The sequence below is a fragment of the Nonlabens xylanidelens genome (assembly GCF_002934445.1).
GTDB classification, from domain to species: Bacteria; Bacteroidota; Bacteroidia; order Flavobacteriales; family Flavobacteriaceae; genus Nonlabens; species Nonlabens xylanidelens.
The window spans coordinates 19,690-37,581 of record NZ_PTJE01000002.1; the positions used below are offsets into that span (position 1 = coordinate 19,690).

Here is a 17,892-nt window from a genome sequence, read left to right on the forward strand (position 1 = left end):
GAAAGCGAGGTTAAAATAACTACAATGATTAGTTTATCTTTTTAGAGAGAAATGTCCCTTAAAGCTGCGACCGTCGATAAGCTCCACACGATACCAGTAATCTGAACTAGGTAAAGGGTTGCCATTATAAGTTCCATCCCAACCAGGACCTACTGGGCTGAGTTGTTTGAGCAGTTTACCAAATCGATTAAAAATGAATATCTGTGCATCTGGCTCTGTGACTATAGCGGTTACCTGCCAGTAATCGTTAAAACCATCTTGATTAGGAGTAAAAAATGGTGGTGCTGCAATTATAGTAGCTGGCGCAGTTATTAAATCACAACCGTTTTTATCCCTTACATAAACGGTATAAAATCCAGGTAGTAAATCTGTAAAAACATTACTGTCTTGATAAAAGAAATTATCAATACTGTACTCAAAAGGACCGTCACCTATTGCCGTAATTTCTATACGGTTAGAACGTAAAGTGAATTGCTCTATCTCTACATCTATAATTTGCGTAAGTAAGTAGTTAGTAACCGTGGTAGAAGAGGTGTCGTCACAGCCATTACTATCGGTTGCAACAACCGTATAAATACCTTCTTCAGAGACGTTAATACTAGCTGTAGTCTCACCAGTATTCCATAAATAACTAGAAAATCCTGCTGTGGCAGTAATAGTCACTTGGTCAGAAATACATTTAAATAAATCTGGAGTGGTCTGGACGATAGGTTTAGGAAAGACCTCTATGTTTAATGGTTGCACATCATAACAAGTTATTAAATCATTATTCTCTAATCGTACCCATAATACTTCTTGCGGTAAAGTGTTGGTATACCTACTATCAATCGGATTTACATCCATTTGAGCATCTAACTGAGAACTGTGAAAGGTGGTAGTAAGATTACCCAATTGTGTGTTTTCTATGGTATTTACTAATGTGGATAGGTCAAATACTTCTATGAGATCTCTAGAAGAATCGTCACAAATAGTAAAGTCTTCTAAAACAGGAATACTAGGTTGTGATACAACTTGAAGATCAAAAGAAGCGGTAGCGTCACAAGTAGTATTTGTATTATTTTCATATCGTATAAATATCTCTTCTCCATTTATAGTATTGTCATACGGCGAGTTGATGGGATTTTGATTAAGATCTGCATCATTTTGAGATAGAAAAAAGCTGTAGTTAAATAGGCTAGTATCCTGACTGCCTAAACCTTGAATAGCTGCTGCTTCTAGATCAAAAGACTCGGTACCATCGTTACTATAATCGTCACACAAGATCAAATCATTTACTGTCGTAGGAACAGGTAGAGCTGCAATTCTCACTTGAAAAGGAGTGGTAACATAGCAACCATTTGAAACCTTATTATCGATACGAACATAATAATCTCCACTAGATAGGATATCGTTATCAGATAGGGCATTAAAATCTTCGTTTGCATCTGCGATACTGGAATGAATGGTAACATCATATGTGCTGAGACTTTGAGAGCCTATTGCTTGCGTCCTTACTGTTGTAAAATCTATGGGAGCAAAGTCGTCATTAGATATATCATCACACAACTCTATATCGTTAACCGTTTGTATAACCGGAGTATCTACTATTATTACTGTTCTGGTAGCATTAAAAACCTCTGCAGGCGTGGTGATAATTAGATTAACGGTATAACTGCCTGCTGTGGCATAAATATGTGTAGGGTTAATTTGTGTGGACGTATTATTAAGAGCGCTAGCTGGATCACCAAAATCCCATAAAACAGAATTGTTAGGGCAGGTAGCAATATCGTCTGCAATGAATTGAGTAGGAGCTGTGCTACAACCTTCTACTACAGAAAAAGAAGGGTTGAAAAAGGCATTGTAAAAAGGTGGTAGCCCTTCATTTCCTGTAGTGCCAGGAGTCAAGGCAAGACCATCGTAAACAAAATTGCTCGCAGCACCTATACCGTTAGGGTTATTAATAACCGCTAACCATGGTTCTTCATCTCTAGTGTAATATATCTTTTTATCAGGAGCAATTTGTAGAGCGCCACGCATGGTGTCATCTCTAGAGTCATTTATATTACTTTCATAAATTGTTAATGGGTTATCTTCAAAATTAACAGCAGTTGTATCGTATTGAAGTAGTAGTCTTTCTGCCGCTACTAATCCGCTTCCTAATGTGTTGAGATCTACATAGACTAGTCTAGAGTCTAGAGAGAATTCTGTTCCATAGGCTTGGTATCCTGCTGGGAAATTTAATCTAGTAGGATTAGTAACTCTTCCTGTAGCGTTATCAAAGTTAAAAAGCCAGGCACCAACACCAGATTCAAAAGTAATATTAGGATTTACATAATTTTGAGTCATCATAGCTACTTTACTACCATCTGGTGATACTCTTAAGTAACCACGTTTATCTGTAGTTCTAGTAGCAGTGCTTTGCGATAATACCGTTGCCGATAAGTCTATACCACTAGGAGTTAATTTAAATGCGTAAAACTGATCAAAACTACCGCTACCAGAAATACGCTCTGCATAGGTGACAATCCATGCGTCCAGACCATTTGAAGAAACAGCTGCAAATAATTTTTCTGATCCATCAGCTAACAAAGGAATGTTTTTTTGAGAAGCAATTACATCTCCAGATCCATTATCTAGATTCATATCTACAACAGAGTAATATAGACCTGTTCTTGAACTTCCAGCATTAAAATTGAGTATAGAGATGGTAAAGATGTAATAAAGGTCAGGACTATTGGGTAAAGGAATAACAATGGCAGACTGTGTACTGGATGGATCTCCAAACAATCCATTACCATTAGGCATGACTGTATGATTGCTATTCCATACCGTAATACCGTCTGTATAGAATAATAGAGCACCACAAGCGTCTGATATTGCAGAGCAGCCTTCTATCGTATCCAATACACCAACATTGTTAGGAATGGCAGTACCGCCATTGAAATCAATACTTGCGTTAGATCCAAAGAACCACCAATTAGCCTGATTTTGAGAATAGCAAAGTGTCGTTATTAAAAGACTAATGAGAACAAGTAGTTTTTTCAACTTTATAATAATTAAACAGTTGGTGTATAGTAAAGTGAAAGATACAAAATCTTATTAGGTAGCATATTAAGCTCTAGTAAAATAATTACTAACAAAAAATGCTCACTTTTAAAAGTGAGCATTTAAGTAATGATGTAGTAAATGTATTAGATTTTTACTCTCCAGCCATGTTGATCTTCAGCACGGTTGTATTGTATATCTTTTAATGCACCCATTAATAAAGTTGCATAAGAACTTTCTAGTGTAGGAAGTTCAAATTTAAAGTCTTCATGTTTGTAACCTTTGATAGGTACAATTACAGCAGCTGTTCCAGTTCCAAAAATTTCTTTAAGGCTACCATCATTTGCAGCAGCAGTTAGTTCTTTTACAGACACTCTTCTTTCTTCAACGGTAATACCGTGGTCTTTTGCCATTTGCATAATGCTTCTACGCGTTACACCGTTAAGAATACGGTCATTGTTAGGAGCAGTGAGTAATTTGTCACCTATTCTTACAAAAATATTCATCGTACCAGCTTCTTCTAGATATTCATGAGAAGCAGCGTCTGTCCATATAATTTGTTGGTATCCTTCTTCTAGAGCAAGGTTGTTAGGATAGAAACTTGCTGCATAGTTACCAGCAGCCTTTGCATATCCCACACCACCGTCTGCAGCCCTAGAGAATTCTGAAGCGATTATAACACGCACATCACCTTTATAGTAAGCAAATGCAGGTGACATAATGATCATAAACTTATACTCTGTACCTGGTGCAGCAGCAACTCCGTTTTCACTAGCTATCATAAATGGTCTTAGGTATAAAGAAAGTCCTTCTCCATATCTTACCCATTCTTTATCTAGGTTTACAAGCTTTTTAAGCCCTTCCATGAATACCTCTTTAGGTACTTCTGGCATAGCAAGTCGCTTTGCACTTTCATTAAAACGTATCCAGTTATCTTCTGGTCTAAAAAGAAATACATCTCCTTCACCATCTTTAAAGGCTTTCATACCTTCAAAAATAGCCTGACCGTAGTGAAATACTTTACAACTAGGCTCTACTTGAATAGGACCATAAGGTTTAATCTCAGCAGTATGCCATTCTCCATCGCGCCATGTACATTCCAGCATGTGATCTGTAAAGGTTTTTCCAAAGGTTAAATTGCTAAAATCTATCGAGTTGATTTTAGATTCCTTTACCTTATCTATAACGATTTCGTGAGTCTTTGTCATGGTGGTTTTATTATTTTTGCAAATATACTTGAATAGTGCATCGAAATTATGTCAATGAATTCTTAAATTTGTACTAATTGTAAACAATTTTATACAGATATCTGTAGGATTTACTTAATTATACGTTTAAGTATCTATAAAGATTTATTTTAAGTTGTCCTTATAAAGAAATTGAATTTTGATCTAATGGCTTGTATATTAGGTTAATAATCACAACCCAAACCTAACTATTAAAACTATAACCACATGAAAAAGTTAATTATTGGAATTTTTGCATTGTCTCTATTGGTAGCATGTAAAGAACAAAAAAATGTAGAAGAAGACATGCCAGCTGTAAATGATGAGCAAGTTCAAGAAATGGCTTATCTCGATTATGGAGCAAAGATCACAGATAAAGATGCAATCGATGCGATGGAGTTAAGAAGGATTTATGATGGTATGACTGTAGGAGATACTACTTCTGTAAAAGTAAAAGGTATGATTGCAGACGTATGTGTAAAGAAGGGATGCTGGATTAAATTACCGGTAGGTGACCAGGCTGCGACTGTAAAATTTAAAGACTATAGTTTCTTTTTACCTAAAAATGGTAAAGGAAAAGAGGTGATCTTGAGTGGTAAGGCCTATAAGAACATTACACCAGTAGAAGAATTACGTCATTATGCTGAAGATGCTGGGAAATCTAAAGAAGAAATAGCAGCTATCACAGAAGAAGAAGTTACGTTAAGCTTTGTAGCAGATGGAGCACTTGTTGAGAAATTTGACAATCCAGATGTAGAAGAAGCAGCAAATACAGAAGAATAAATGAAACGTGAGATCATGACTACAGACGATGGATCAAAAACGATTCATATGCCCGATCTCAATGAACAATATCATTCTAGACATGGCGCCTTACAAGAGGCGCTTCATGTTTTTATAGATACTGGTTTAGAGCATTTTTTAGAGGTCTCGCTTTCGCGAAAGCGTAATTTTCAACAAAATCCTATTAAGATTCTAGAATATGGTTTTGGAACTGGTCTTAATGCCATGGTCACTGCATTGCATGATTCTAAAACACCGATAGTGTATACAGCGGTAGAGGCATATCCAGTTAATGATGAAGAGGTAAAAGCCATGGACTATGGTAAATTACTAGGTAATGAAGAGATGTATGAAGATATACATCAATGCAGCTGGGAAGAACGTCATCAAATTAGCAATCACTTTTCCTTAACAAAGCAGCAAAAAACTTTTGAGCAAATAGCAGATCAAGATTCTTATGATTTGATCTTTTTTGACGCCTTTGGACCTAGTACCCAACCAGAATTATGGACTGTAGATATATTTACAGCCGCTTATAATGCTTTAAAAAGTAATGGAGTTCTCACTACCTATTGTGCAGCAGGACAAGTGAGGCGCAACATGCAATCGGTAGGTTTTATAGTAGAACGTTTACCAGGACCGCCAGGAAAAAGAGAGATGTTAAGAGCTACTAAGAGTCTATAATTCTAGTAGTAATTTATAAATCAACAATCATTTAGCAAATAGTTAGGGCAACAACTTCTTAAGTAGCTTTACATTTGCAAAAAATCATACATTTTTATGTCTAAAGAAGTAAGAGAACAAGAACCACAGGTATTATGGAATCATTTTGCAGATTTAAATGCTGTACCGAGACCTTCTAAGAAGGAAGAGCGTGTACGTGCTTTTATGGTACATTTTGCAAAACAACATGATCTTATGGTTATGGAAGACGCTATAGGTAATGTGATCATTAAAAAAGCTGCTACTCCTGGAATGGAAGATCGCAAGAGTATCATCATGCAGTCGCATCTGGATATGGTACATCAAAAGAATAACGACACAGACTTTGATTTCTTAATAGAAGGAATAGACATGTTTGTAGATGGAGATATTATCAAAGCGCGTGGTACTACACTAGGTGCAGATAATGGTATAGGTGTGGCGGCAATTATGGCTGTACTTTCTTCTAGCGATATTGCACATCCTGCGATAGAGGCTTTGTTTACTATAGATGAAGAAACAGGAATGACCGGTGCTAAAGAATTAGATAAAAACATTCTTACTTCTAAAATATTATTAAATCTAGATACAGAAGAAGATGACGAGATAGACATAGGTTGTGCAGGTGGTGTAGACATTACTGCAACAAAGAGTTACTCTACTAGCGATTTAGATGCTTCTTACTTATCAAAGAAAATTACTGTAAAAGGTCTTAATGGTGGTCATAGTGGTATGGACATTATAAAAGGTTTAGGTAACGCAAATAAGATGATTGCGAGACTTCTAGATGCGATGCAAAAGAAAGGTGCAGTTCATTTTCAATCTATTAAAGGTGGTAGTTTAAGAAACGCTATTCCTAGAGAGGCAGTAACAGTAGTGAGTTTTTTAGAGAACGATTTAAACACTATGCTTAATGCATTTCAATCTTGTAAAGAAGCAATTCTAGACGAGTATAAATCTCTAGAAGCAAATATTACTATTTCTTTTGAAGACGCTCCTAATGCAGCTGTGTTAACTCAAGAAGATAGTCGCACACTAGTATATACACTATTAGGAATTCATAATGGTGTGTACCGCATGAGTCCAGATATAGACGGACTAGTAGAAACATCTAATAATCTAGCGCGTGTAACCTTAGAAGATTCAAAATTACAGATAGCCTGTCTTACAAGATCGTCTGTAGATAGTTCTAAGGAAGATCTTGCTAGTAGTATAGTTGCTGTAATGGAACTAGCACAAATGACGACTAAGCTATCTGGTCATTATCCAGGATGGCAGCCTAATGCAAACAGTGCGGTTTTAGATATCGCAAAAGCAAAATATAACGAGCTTTTTAATCATGAGCCTAGAGTAGTAGCCTGTCACGCAGGACTAGAATGTGGTCTTTTAGGAGAGCGTTACCCTGGTCTAGACATGATATCATTCGGTCCTAACATAAGAGGAGCACACAGTCCAGATGAGCGTGTAGAGATTAAATCTGTTCAGAAATTCTGGAAATTCCTTCTAGAAATTTTAAAAGAGATCCCAAAAGCATAATTTGCTTAGATAGTACTAAAAGCCCTTGAGAAATCAAGGGTTTTTTTCATGGATTGAATCTACCTAATTAAAGATTCAATTGGTAACTAGCACTTACAACAAGTGCTAGTTCACTTCTAGGGAGAAGTCATGATATTAAAAAAACAACAAAGTTTGGATAGATCTAGATGTTAAGTAGATGGCTGATCAATAATATTTAAAAAATCAGCTCTATATTGTTTTTTTTCAAAACAGCCGCCATATACTAGGGTAGTGGTAGTGCTATTTTTATCTTTAATTCCTCTAGAAGAAACGCATAAATGCTTTGCACTTATCATAACGATTACATCTTCTGTATCTAGAGATTCTTGCAAGTCCTTAAGGATTTGCATGGATAATCTTTCTTGTACTTGTGGACGTCTCGCATAATAATCTACCAGTCTATTAATTTTGGACAAGCCTATAACTTTATTCTTAGGAACATAAGCCACATGTGCAAATCCAGTTATGGGTAAAAAATGATGCTCACAAGCAGAATCAATATTAATGTTTTGATCTACAAGCATTTTATTATAGCCATATTTATTTTCAAATACGGAGAGTTGAGGTTTATTTTCAGGGTTTAAACCAGAGAACAATTCCTTTACATACATTTTGGCAACTCGATAGGGTGTACCTGATAAACTATCATCAGATAAATCAAGACCCAGTTCTTTCATTATTTCGCTAAAATGATACTCTATGGTTTTTATCTTTTCCGCATCTGTTTTGTCAAATGCAGTAGGTAACATAGGTGTATCTGTATTATGCGATATATGATTATCACCTATTAATTCTATTTCTTTTTCATCCATTTTTAATACAACATTTATCATCCTGACATTGACAATATTTCAAATTATATATATGTAATACAGCCAGTACAGTAGCAGTTATGTAGGTTATAGTTTCTGGTATGGAGAATGCTTCTATTTTTTCATTTCCTATAAGTAACAATAGAACACACCAATTTGCCCATAAAAGTGGTTTCATGATTTTTCTATTTGTATTTTTAGTAGCATGATATATAGAAAAAAAAGATATAATAATAAATAAATAATCCAAGTTGGACCACCAGATAGGTTTAGAAATACCCTGACTCATTGCAGCGGCATGTGATAAGAATAACAGTGGGGTAATAGCGCAATGTATAACACATAACATACTCACTGCAGCACCTACTATGTCTGGCTTTGGTAATAATAATCTCATATAGTCATTCTCGTTAATGCAACCGAGTTGCAAATATAGAATGTTTATTTGTTAATGCAACTTAGTTGTAATAAATTTGTATTATGGGAATTATAAGAAAAACAGTATCTATAGATTTATTGCTTAATGAATTTGAGCAAGAATCTAATGCCATATCTGCGGTAGACTTAATTAAACGTTTAGATAAACAGATTAATAAAACGACTATTTATAGAGTTTTAGATAAGCTAGAAGATGATGGTGTATTACACTCCTTTTTAGGTTTTGATGGTGTGAAATGGTATGCAAAATGTAAAGGTTGTACAAAATCTGTTCACAAAGATTTCCATCCTCATTTTCAATGTTTGAGTTGTGGTACAGTAGACTGTCTTAATATTCATGTAAATATTCCAGAAATACCTAATCGCGAGGTTTTATTCTCACAGTTATTAATTCAAGGTAAGTGTGAAGCGTGCGCTGCTTAAGATTATGAAAAAATAATCTTCTTAAAATTAGCTATCAAATTTAAATTGGACGATTCCGTTTTCAAAAGCCACATGTTTTGAGGGGAAAATTTCTTGTAGTTTATTAGATTTTACAAAGTCACTTATCGTCTCATGTGCGATAGATCCTTTATGTATACTAACGATCTCGTCGCACAAAGACATTGCTAGTTGTATCTCATGCGTGGCATAAATAATAGTTTTACCATGCTCATGACAGTAATCTCTCAATTGCAACAGTAAATCTGCCTTATGATTGATATCTAGATGGCTGGTAGGCTCGTCCATGAGAATGTACTCCGTATCTTGAACTATGGCACGCGCTATTAAAACTCGTTGTAACTGTCCATCACTCAAAGTGCCTGCCTTGCGATTTTCCAATTGTTTTAAATCAAAACTTTCTAGAGCTTCATTGATTACTTCGTGATCTTCAGCGGCTAGTTTACCTATATAGTTGGTATAAGGAGCGCGACTTAATTCTAATAACTCTCTGACACTTAAAAAATGACTGAACGATCGCTCTGTTAGTACTACAGATATGAATTTAGATCGTTCTACTGCCGTATAATCGTTCCAGTTTTTATTCTCAATAAAGACATTTCCATTGATGAGGTGTTGCCCACTTGCCATGGCTCTCAATAGGGTCGATTTACCAGAACCGTTAGTTCCTATGATGGATATAAATTTCGCTTTCGCGAAAGCGAGATCGCCATCAAAAGCAGCAACAACGCAATGACCATAACCTACCTGTATGTTTTCTAGTCTTATCATTAGAAGTGTAAATTACGTTTTCTCATAATCAACCAGATAATGAGTGGTGCTCCCAGTAATGATGTCACTGCATTGATAGGTAAGGAGTAATTTGAAAATGGCAATTGTGATACTAAATCACAGAAAAGTAGGAGCGTGGCACCTAATAAAACAACCGTTGGGATTAATATTTTGTGATTTACCGTAGGTAAAATAAGTCGTGATAAATGCGGTACAGCTAGTCCTATAAAAGCGATAGGACCTGCATATGCGGTAATACTACCAGCAAGAATACTTGTGATGATTATAATTATCCATCTTGTTTTTTTAATGTTAATCCCTAAACTAAGCGCATAACTCTCACCTAATAAGAGCGCATTTAATGGTTTAATAATCCAGATTAATAATATTAAAGCAAGAAAAAACAATAAAATGATGATCCATAAATCGGCCCAGTTGATATTACCTAGACTACCCATGGACCAGAATACATATCTTTTTAATTGTTCACTAGAACTGAAATAACTTAAAATACCTACCACAGCGCTGCTCAAACTTCCTACCATTAAACCTACGATTAATAATCCCATGGTATCTTTAATTCTTAGCGACATGAGAATGATTAACAATAGAACAACAAGACTTCCTACCACACTTGCAGTAATGATTCCAAAACCAGAAATTGCGCCTATTCCTAATGCCGTTGCTCCCATGATAACAAGAGCAACACCTAGTCCTGCACCACTAGAAATACCGAGAACAAAAGGACCAGCCAGCGGATTCCTAAACAAGGTTTGCATCAATAAACCTGCGATAGCAAGTCCAGCACCGGTTAAAATAGCCATGATGGCACGAGGTAATCGCAGTTCTGTAATGATATAACGAACTGTCTTGCCGGTTTGTGGATTTTCTAGACCAAACAACGCATCCATCACTTGATGAGGTTTTATATAAACCGTACCTAGACATATGTCTGCAATGAAGAAGACTAGTAGTAAAATGCTCAGTATGAAAAATTGTTTTTTCAATGAATGAAAGGAATAGATTTTTTGCTAATCGAACTGTAAATTTAGTCTTCTAGTGGTTTAAAGAAATACAATTCATGGTCTAATTGTAAATCGGGATGTAAAATCTTAACGAGATCTTTTAAAACTAGATCTGGTCGCATGCTAGCTTCTTCGTAATAGGTAACGCCACCTTTGGCACCTACGGTAAGCGCATGGGTATAAACTTGTTTGTTCTTAAAAGATTCAAAAAGGCCGTATGATTTATTATCTGCTAGCATTTTTGAATAACTAGAATATTGTCCAGGTGCAATCCAGTAGCTAGCCTCGCGGCCATCTGTAAGTACTTTTTCTAGTGGATAGGCTAGTGAGCCGCTTCCTGCTGTCTCTTTATATATGTAGTTTGCGCCAGCATCATTTAAGATTTTTGCCTGCCAAGAATCTCCATATGGTAAATACCATTGATCTTTCCACGTTGCACCACTCAAAACTTGTGGTTTATCTTCGGTTTTTACTAATTCTAGAGTCTTTAAATATTCTTTTTCTATAGAATTAAAAATACTGTCTGCCTCTTTTTCTTTACCGTATAAAACACCAAAAAGCTTGATCCACTCTGCTTTACCTAGTGGATGTTCTTCCACCCATTCTCCATTATACATAACTGGTACGCCAGCTTCTTGTATTTTTTGATACGTAGGATTACTGTCGTCTATACTAAATCCCATAACCATATCTGGTTCTAGAATTATAGTTGCCTCTACATTTATAAGTTGATTAGTACCTAATTCTTCTACATGACCGCTGTCTATTAAAGACCTAACTTCTGGCGAGCTTATATAATCACTAGATGGGAAACCTATAAGTGATTTTTCTTCTCCTAACAATACTAGTGGTGGTATGTGAGTGGTAGAGGTAAGGACTATTTTTTTTACAGGTATTTGAATAGTTCTAGGAATATCTGCTGGAGGAGTAGACTCTATAGTTTTTTTATTGACTAGTTTAAAAGTATAATTAACAGCACTTTCTGGCCATGGATTCATAATAGTTACATAATAACCAGAGCTGGTATTTTTAATTTGAAAACCATGAGCATATTTAATGTCTATTTGTTGATATTCAGTAATATCATCAATTGGTATTACCGTTTTTCCCACTTCTTTTTTACAAGATTGTAAAATAAAAACGAATAAAATTAAGTATATCAGTGGCTGTTTCATAGGTTTCAAAAGTACCAATTCTAATAGAACTAAGGTGAGATGTTTTCAATAAGGTATAAAAATATTGATCAATTCAATAATCTAACTTGATTAAAATAGTATTTTCGCGGCTTGAAATATGGTTTTTAAGCTGGAAGAAAGTTACGCTTTCGCGAAAGCAAAAAATTAAAAGGGAATCTAGTGCAATTCTAGAACTGTTCCCGCAACTGTAATCAAAACGTCTTTTTAAAAAAGGCGTCTTATAAATTTTATAAGATAAAATCAATACAGTCACTGAGCAAGGCTTGGGAAGACGATTTTATTTTGGAGTCAGGAGACCTGCCATTTTTCAAATCAATTATTGTTCATCTTCGGGATAGAGATAGCGATGGGTTTTTTATGTCAGGTCGAGCGCAGTCGAGACCTTTTGCGTGTGTTATATCGCGGTTTATAGAACTCTTCAAAATTCCTTTCCTGAGCCTAAAAACCTAAAAATGAAAAAACAAATCATCGCTCTAAGCGCAATGATCGCAGTAGCTGTGTCGGGAAATGCACAAGTAGATTCTACTGCAACAAAGCTGGATCAAGTTATTGTAACAGCATCTTCAAAATTTGATTTACAACGCAAAGACAGCGGTAAACCAGTAATTAAAATCACAAGAGCAGACATAGAAGCGCAACGTGCTGCTAACATCGCAGACCTTCTTAACCAGTATGCTGGTATAGAAATTAATGGTTCTAGAAGTAATGCTGGTCAAAACCAGAGTTACTTTGTAAGAGGTGGTAACAGCCGTCAGGTAGCTTTTTTAATTGATGGCGCTCAGGTTAATGATCCAAGTAATATTAATGGAGAATTTGACCTAAGACTAGTAGATATAGACCAAATAGAAGAAATTGAGATTTTAAAAGGTGCTGCAAGTACACTTTATGGTGCAAACGCAAGTACAGCGGTAATCAATATTAAATTACGTAAAGCACCAGAATCTGGTGTACGTGTGAGTGTTGCTTCTTTTATAGGAACAAATAAAAGTAGAGAACAAGCTAATAATGGACCTGATGAGTACAACAACAGTGTGCAACTACAAGGAAGTACTAAAAGTGGTTTTACTTACGGTGCTGGTTTAAATCATCAAAGTACAAACGGTCTTAGTGCAGCAGAAAGTGCTGATGATAATGTACAGTTTGAGGCAGACGAATTTAACCGCATTAACCTGATAGGTAGAGTAGGTTATGATAATAACAAGAACTTAAAAGTGAGTAGTTACCTATCATTTGATGAGTACGTTGCAGAATTTGACAACGGTGCTTTTACCGATGGAGATAACGAGACGTACAGCCGCCAGGTAAGATGGGGAACTAATGCCAACTGGAAATATTCTGATAAAGGAGAGATCGTTTATAACGGTGTAACTACTGCAACTCGCAGAGATACTAGAAGTGGTTTTCCTTCTTTATATAATGCAAATGGAATCTCAATAGACTTATATAACAAGTATACGTTTCAATTAACAGAAGAATCTAGCTTAAAAACTATTTTAGGTTTTAACTTTAAGAATGAGACGTATGAAGATTTTAGTATCCCATTCGGTAGTACAGAATTTGCACAAAATGCAGATAAGGATAATGTAAACTTCCAGATTTATGATCCTTATTTTAACGTGGTTTATTTAAGCGGTACTGGATTTAACGTTAATGCAGGTGCACGTTATAATTCACATAGTAACTATGATGGAAAGTTAGTTTATAACATTAACCCATCGTATAGATTTAATCTTGGTGACAATACCTTGAAAGCTTATGCTAGTTATAGTACTGCTTATATCACACCATCTTTGTTCCAACTGTATGCTAACGGATTCGGTAATGAGGAGTTAGAGCCAGAAGAAAACAAAACTCTAGAAGCAGGAATTTCTTGGAGTAAGAATTCTTCTAGTTTAGGTGTTACTGTTTTTCAACGTGAAGAAGATAATCTAGTACAATTTGTAACTGTAGATCCAGTTAACTTTATCTCTCAATACCAGAATGTAGAAGAAGAACTTACTGCAAGAGGTGTAGAGGTTATGGGACAAACGGTTTTATTTGATAAAGTAAACCTTACAGCAAACTATACATTTACAGAAAGAGAAAACGTACCACAATTGAGACGTATTCCTAAGCATAAGGTAAATGCTAGTGCTAGAGTAGAGGTGTTAAAACGTGCGTTTTTAACAGCAAGATACCAGTACAATCACCAGCGTGCAGATGCATTCTTTGATTTGAATACTTTTAGTACTCAAAATGTAGAATTAAAAAGTTATCAATTAGTGGATCTAGACGCTACTTATAAATTGAACAGTAAAGATGTTACTTTCTTTGCAAGTGTTTCTAATTTACTAGATGAAGATTATCAAGAGGCAGTAGGATTCCAGACTAGAGGTAGAACTTACAAAGTAGGTGTACGTTTAGGATTCTAAAAATTCAATACTTATAAATTGAAAAGGCTGCTCGATAGAGCAGCCTTTTTTGTTTTATTATATTTTCACAAGCATTTTATTTCAATAAAAATACCAATGGAATAGCGGCACGACGCTGCCAGTCTTTTTCGTTATGTATGTGACCTTCAAATTTCCTGTAAAGTAAGTCCTCGTCTGTATAACCTAGATCTTTAAACATATCATTTACTCGTAGTTGATAGGGCTCATAATTATAATCTAGCGTTTTAGTACCGTGATCAAAATAGATTTTATGGCTACCAGCTTGCGGAACAGATGTAGGTAATTCCTTGATAAAAGCTTCTCCTAGAAGTGGTACAGGCCAGTGTGTACTTACACAACCTATTTTTCCATATACTTCTGGATATTTGATCATGGCATAAAGTGATATTAATCCACCCATAGAGCTACCCATTATAGCGGTATCCTCTGGTTTTGTAGAGGTTTGAAAATTCTCGTTTACAAATGGTCTTAGCTCATTGGTTAAGAATTTTAAATAATCATCACTGTATAATTTATCATATCCAGTGTTCTTTTTTAGTTCCGCTTTCGCGAAAGCGGACTCTGTCAACTCACCAGGTAACTGTGGCATGTATTCACTAAAACGTTTTTTATTGGTATTCCATGCAGTAACCACGATAGTAGGTTGTATAGCCTGTGCCGTAGTTAGAGAATCCATTTTTTGATCCATTTCCCAAGCAACACCGGTGTAAGCAGTTTCTTTGTTAAAGACGTTCTGTCCATCGTGCATATAGAGAACTTGGTATTTGACACCTTTTTGTGGATAACCTTCAGGAAGCCATATTTCTACATTGCGATTATCTACAAAGTTGGATTTAAAATCGTTGTAATATAAAATGGTATCGTTTTGTATTGCTGTGTCAAAACGAGTCATTTGAACTGTTTGCTTTGCATTAGGTTCAAAAACATTAGTTGGAGAATTGTTTTTACAACTTAAAAATAAGGCAACTGTTGTTAAAATAGAAATAAAGAAAGTTGTTTTCATAATTGGTTAATTTGAGTGGCCGTGTTGCTCTTGTGCATACTGTTGTAATTCTCCTTTACCAGATAATCCTAATTTCTGGATCATGTTCTTTCTATGCTTGTTAACTGTACTTATGGCGGTACCGCGTTCTTCTGCTATGTCCTGACTGGATAAACCTCTGGCAATGGAAATAAGAATGTCTCGCTCACTTCTGGACAGTATATTCTTTTTTACTTTAAAAGATTTGATTTCTTCTAGCTGTGCGGTCATGTGTTCATCAAAGTAAACTTTACCTTCATAAACGTCTTTTACAGCCTGTCTTAAATGGATTAGCGGACTGCTTTTAAGTGCATACCCATCTGCACCAGCGTCTAACATGTCTTTTATAGCACCAGTATTGTCAAACATGCTTAGGGCTATAACCTTAGTAGTTGGCCTTAATTTTTTGATGGCTTTGCACAATTCTATACCATTCATGTCTGGCATGCTTATATCGGTAAGAACCACATCTGGTAATGAATTTTCTATGCGCTGCATCATCTCTGTACCATTACTAGTAGCGTATAAAACTCTAATAATAGGATCTTGTTCTAAAAATAATTTGAGACCATCACTTAGGGAAATGTGATCTTCCGCAATAGCTACTGTAATCATACTAGGGGAATTTCTATACTTATGGTGCAACCACCTTTTTCTATGTTAGAGTCTACTGTAAATGTACCATTCATGTCATTTACTCTCTTTTTTATATTATCAAGACCCATGCCAATTTTCAAGACTTTATTAGGGTCAAAACCTTTACCGTTATCTTCTACCATGATATCCAGTATGTTATCATAACCAGTAATATTTATACTAGCCTCTGTAGCATGAGCATGTTTCATGATGTTGTTAATCAATTCTTGAATAATTCTGAATAAATAGAGTTCTGTAGAGTTGCTTAGACTGCCTTTTAATCCACTGTGAATTACTTCTACGTCTAGATCACCAGATTTATTGATTTTATGAGCTAGATCTTTTAAACTACTTATCCAGCCGTCTTCACTTAATACCCTACTGTTTTGCGTGTGTGATAGGGTACGTACTTTTAAATAAGTATCATTAAGAATGTGATGAGCATTTTCAAGTATAGATCTAGAGTCATTATCTAGCGTGCGTTCTTTTACATTTTCAATAGAAACTCTTATGGCAGTAAGAGAGCTACCTAGGTCGTCATGTAAATCTGACGCTATTTTGAGACGTTCTTTTTCTTGTCCAGCGATCATAGCATCTATACTAGCCAGTTCTTGATCTCTCATTAATTTAAGTTCCTTTTGTTCTTGAGCTAGTTTTCTAGCTACCATTATCTTTTTAGTCTTATAAAAATTTAAAAGAAAATATCCTGCGGTACCTAATGCCATGGTGAGTAGGAATAGCAACATATATATGCGCGATTCACTTTTAGAATTTTCAGCTTCTAATTCGGCATTGAGTAGTTCTTTTTCGGCAGTTTCATATTTTGTCTGTAATTCATTTAACTGACTCGTATTTTGTGATGCAGATAATGTGTCGTTAGCGGCTAGGTGTCTAAAATAATAATCTGTAGCTTCTTTATACATCTCATTATTAGTTAATATATCTGCCTTGTTACGTAATATTAAAATACGTAATTGATAATCAGATAAGTCTTGTGCCATTATCTCGGCTTCATTAATGTTTTCTAATGCTGCTGTATGATTTTCTAAAGCTGACTTTAACATAGCCATGTTATTAATGCGCTGCGCAATATAAAGCGTGTCTAATGTTTTTCTAGCCCTTTTAAGATTACGTTCAAAATAATAGATTGTAGAATCGTATCTGCCTTGAAAATAATGAATAGTACCTATGTTATTTTCTATACTTAATAATTCATCTTCTAAATTATTTTTTTCAGCAATACGCTGCATTTGATAATTATATTTAAGAGAGAGTTCATAATCTTCTCCTACTAACTCTTTATAAAATGAGTTATTTATACAGTCTATTTTAAATTTAGGATTATCTAACTTATCAGCTATATTGCAATTCTCTTCAATTAATGAAGGTGCTGCGGTACTATATTCTGAAACGGTATTTGCAATCCGTATCATATAATCGTTTGCATTATAGATTACCATTGTTCTTGCAAACTGTTTAAGTTCTTTTACTTCAAGAAAAGCTTTATATGCTTCTACAGATTTATTTTCTCTAAATTTTATAATACCATCATTAAGAAGGTAGCTAGCTCGATCTTTTTTAGAAAGAGAAGATAAATCATATTCGTCTAATGCTTTTCTCGCTTTTACAGTTTCACCTTTATCGAGCATGGTAAGCATGTCATTAAAAGAGACTAATTCTTGTGAAAATAGTGATGTACAACTCCATAATAGAGTTAATAAAAATAAGGAGAATCTCATATCAGGTATTAGGGTAAGTACAATATAACCTTTTTATATCAAAGGTTAAAAATACGGATACTATTATGAGATGTTATTAATGAAACCGG

15 protein-coding genes and 1 riboswitch are annotated in these 17,892 nt (G+C 35.1%); of the genes, 5 read left to right on the plus strand and 10 right to left on the minus strand.

Annotated elements, in window-relative coordinates:
* Positions 1 to 33 precede the first annotated feature (33 nt).
* Both LY01_RS05175 and LY01_RS05180 read right to left on the minus strand, forming a co-directional pair.
* Positions 34 to 3,024 (minus strand): T9SS type B sorting domain-containing protein, encoded by a 2,991-nt coding sequence (locus LY01_RS05175; RefSeq protein ID WP_104514774.1) that lies wholly within the window; start codon positions 3,022 to 3,024, stop codon positions 34 to 36.
* 146 nt (positions 3,025 to 3,170) lie between these two features.
* Entirely contained in the window at positions 3,171 to 4,232 is a 1,062-nt protein-coding gene (locus LY01_RS05180; RefSeq protein ID WP_104514775.1) for a branched-chain amino acid aminotransferase, read from the minus strand.
* Positions 4,233 to 4,478: 246 nt separating this feature from the next.
* Here LY01_RS05180 and LY01_RS05185 point away from each other — a divergent pair, with 246 nt between their 5' ends.
* From LY01_RS05185 to LY01_RS05195, 3 genes are all read left to right on the plus strand, one after another.
* Positions 4,479 to 5,033, plus strand: a complete 555-nt coding sequence (locus LY01_RS05185) for a DUF4920 domain-containing protein (protein ID WP_104514776.1) — start codon at positions 4,479 to 4,481, stop codon at positions 5,031 to 5,033.
* Positions 5,034 to 5,717, plus strand: coding sequence for a tRNA (5-methylaminomethyl-2-thiouridine)(34)-methyltransferase MnmD (mnmD, locus tag LY01_RS05190; protein WP_104514777.1), 684 nt, complete (start codon positions 5,034 to 5,036; stop codon positions 5,715 to 5,717).
* Positions 5,718 to 5,813: 96 nt separating this feature from the next.
* On the plus strand, positions 5,814 to 7,271 hold the full coding sequence (locus tag LY01_RS05195; RefSeq protein ID WP_104514778.1) for an aminoacyl-histidine dipeptidase: 1,458 nt from the start codon (positions 5,814 to 5,816) through the stop codon (positions 7,269 to 7,271).
* A 170-nt stretch (positions 7,272 to 7,441) separates the two neighbouring features.
* On the opposite strand, the gene folE is transcribed toward LY01_RS05195, so the two are convergent.
* Positions 7,442 to 8,104 (minus strand): GTP cyclohydrolase I FolE, encoded by a 663-nt coding sequence (gene folE / locus LY01_RS05200; RefSeq protein WP_104515187.1) that lies wholly within the window; start codon positions 8,102 to 8,104, stop codon positions 7,442 to 7,444.
* The gene (locus LY01_RS05205; protein WP_104514779.1) at positions 8,097 to 8,501 is read right to left on the minus strand and encodes a MerC domain-containing protein; all 405 of its coding nucleotides are present in this window, start codon (positions 8,499 to 8,501) and stop codon (positions 8,097 to 8,099) included. The genes folE and LY01_RS05205 overlap by 8 nt, the downstream gene beginning before the upstream one ends.
* Before the next feature lie 83 nt (positions 8,502 to 8,584).
* Between LY01_RS05205 and LY01_RS05210 the strand changes: the two genes are divergently transcribed.
* The gene (locus LY01_RS05210; protein ID WP_104514780.1) at positions 8,585 to 8,965 is read left to right on the plus strand and encodes a Fur family transcriptional regulator; all 381 of its coding nucleotides are present in this window, start codon (positions 8,585 to 8,587) and stop codon (positions 8,963 to 8,965) included.
* Positions 8,966 to 8,992: 27 nt separating this feature from the next.
* On the opposite strand, the gene LY01_RS05215 is transcribed toward LY01_RS05210, so the two are convergent.
* From LY01_RS05215 to LY01_RS05225, 3 genes are read right to left on the minus strand one after another with little or no spacing between them, the layout of a single operon-like run.
* Entirely contained in the window at positions 8,993 to 9,754 is a 762-nt protein-coding gene (locus LY01_RS05215) for an ABC transporter ATP-binding protein (protein WP_104514781.1), read from the minus strand.
* Positions 9,754 to 10,761, minus strand: coding sequence for an iron ABC transporter permease (locus tag LY01_RS05220; RefSeq protein WP_245890639.1), 1,008 nt, complete (start codon positions 10,759 to 10,761; stop codon positions 9,754 to 9,756). The genes LY01_RS05215 and LY01_RS05220 overlap by 1 nt, the downstream gene beginning before the upstream one ends.
* A gap of 41 nt (positions 10,762 to 10,802) precedes the next feature.
* On the minus strand, positions 10,803 to 11,954 hold the full coding sequence (locus LY01_RS05225) for an ABC transporter substrate-binding protein (RefSeq protein WP_104514782.1): 1,152 nt from the start codon (positions 11,952 to 11,954) through the stop codon (positions 10,803 to 10,805).
* Positions 11,955 to 12,065: 111 nt separating this feature from the next.
* Positions 12,066 to 12,286, plus strand: a riboswitch (cobalamin riboswitch).
* A gap of 141 nt (positions 12,287 to 12,427) precedes the next feature.
* Between LY01_RS05225 and LY01_RS05230 the strand changes: the two genes are divergently transcribed.
* Entirely contained in the window at positions 12,428 to 14,386 is a 1,959-nt protein-coding gene (locus LY01_RS05230) for a TonB-dependent receptor plug domain-containing protein (protein WP_104515189.1), read from the plus strand.
* 76 nt (positions 14,387 to 14,462) lie between these two features.
* Here LY01_RS05230 and LY01_RS05235 read toward each other — a convergent pair whose 3' ends face one another.
* The 3 genes from LY01_RS05235 to LY01_RS05245 are packed head-to-tail and all read right to left on the minus strand — an operon-like array spanning position 14,463 to position 17,803.
* Positions 14,463 to 15,410, minus strand: a complete 948-nt coding sequence (locus LY01_RS05235) for an alpha/beta hydrolase (RefSeq protein WP_104514783.1) — start codon at positions 15,408 to 15,410, stop codon at positions 14,463 to 14,465.
* Positions 15,411 to 15,416: 6 nt separating this feature from the next.
* A complete protein-coding gene (locus tag LY01_RS05240; RefSeq protein ID WP_104514784.1) occupies positions 15,417 to 16,043 on the minus strand; it encodes a response regulator transcription factor in 627 nt (208 codons plus the stop codon).
* Entirely contained in the window at positions 16,040 to 17,803 is a 1,764-nt protein-coding gene (locus tag LY01_RS05245; RefSeq protein WP_104514785.1) for an ATP-binding protein, read from the minus strand. Before LY01_RS05245 ends, LY01_RS05240 begins: the two co-directional genes overlap by 4 nt.
* Positions 17,804 to 17,892: the final 89 nt, after the last annotated feature.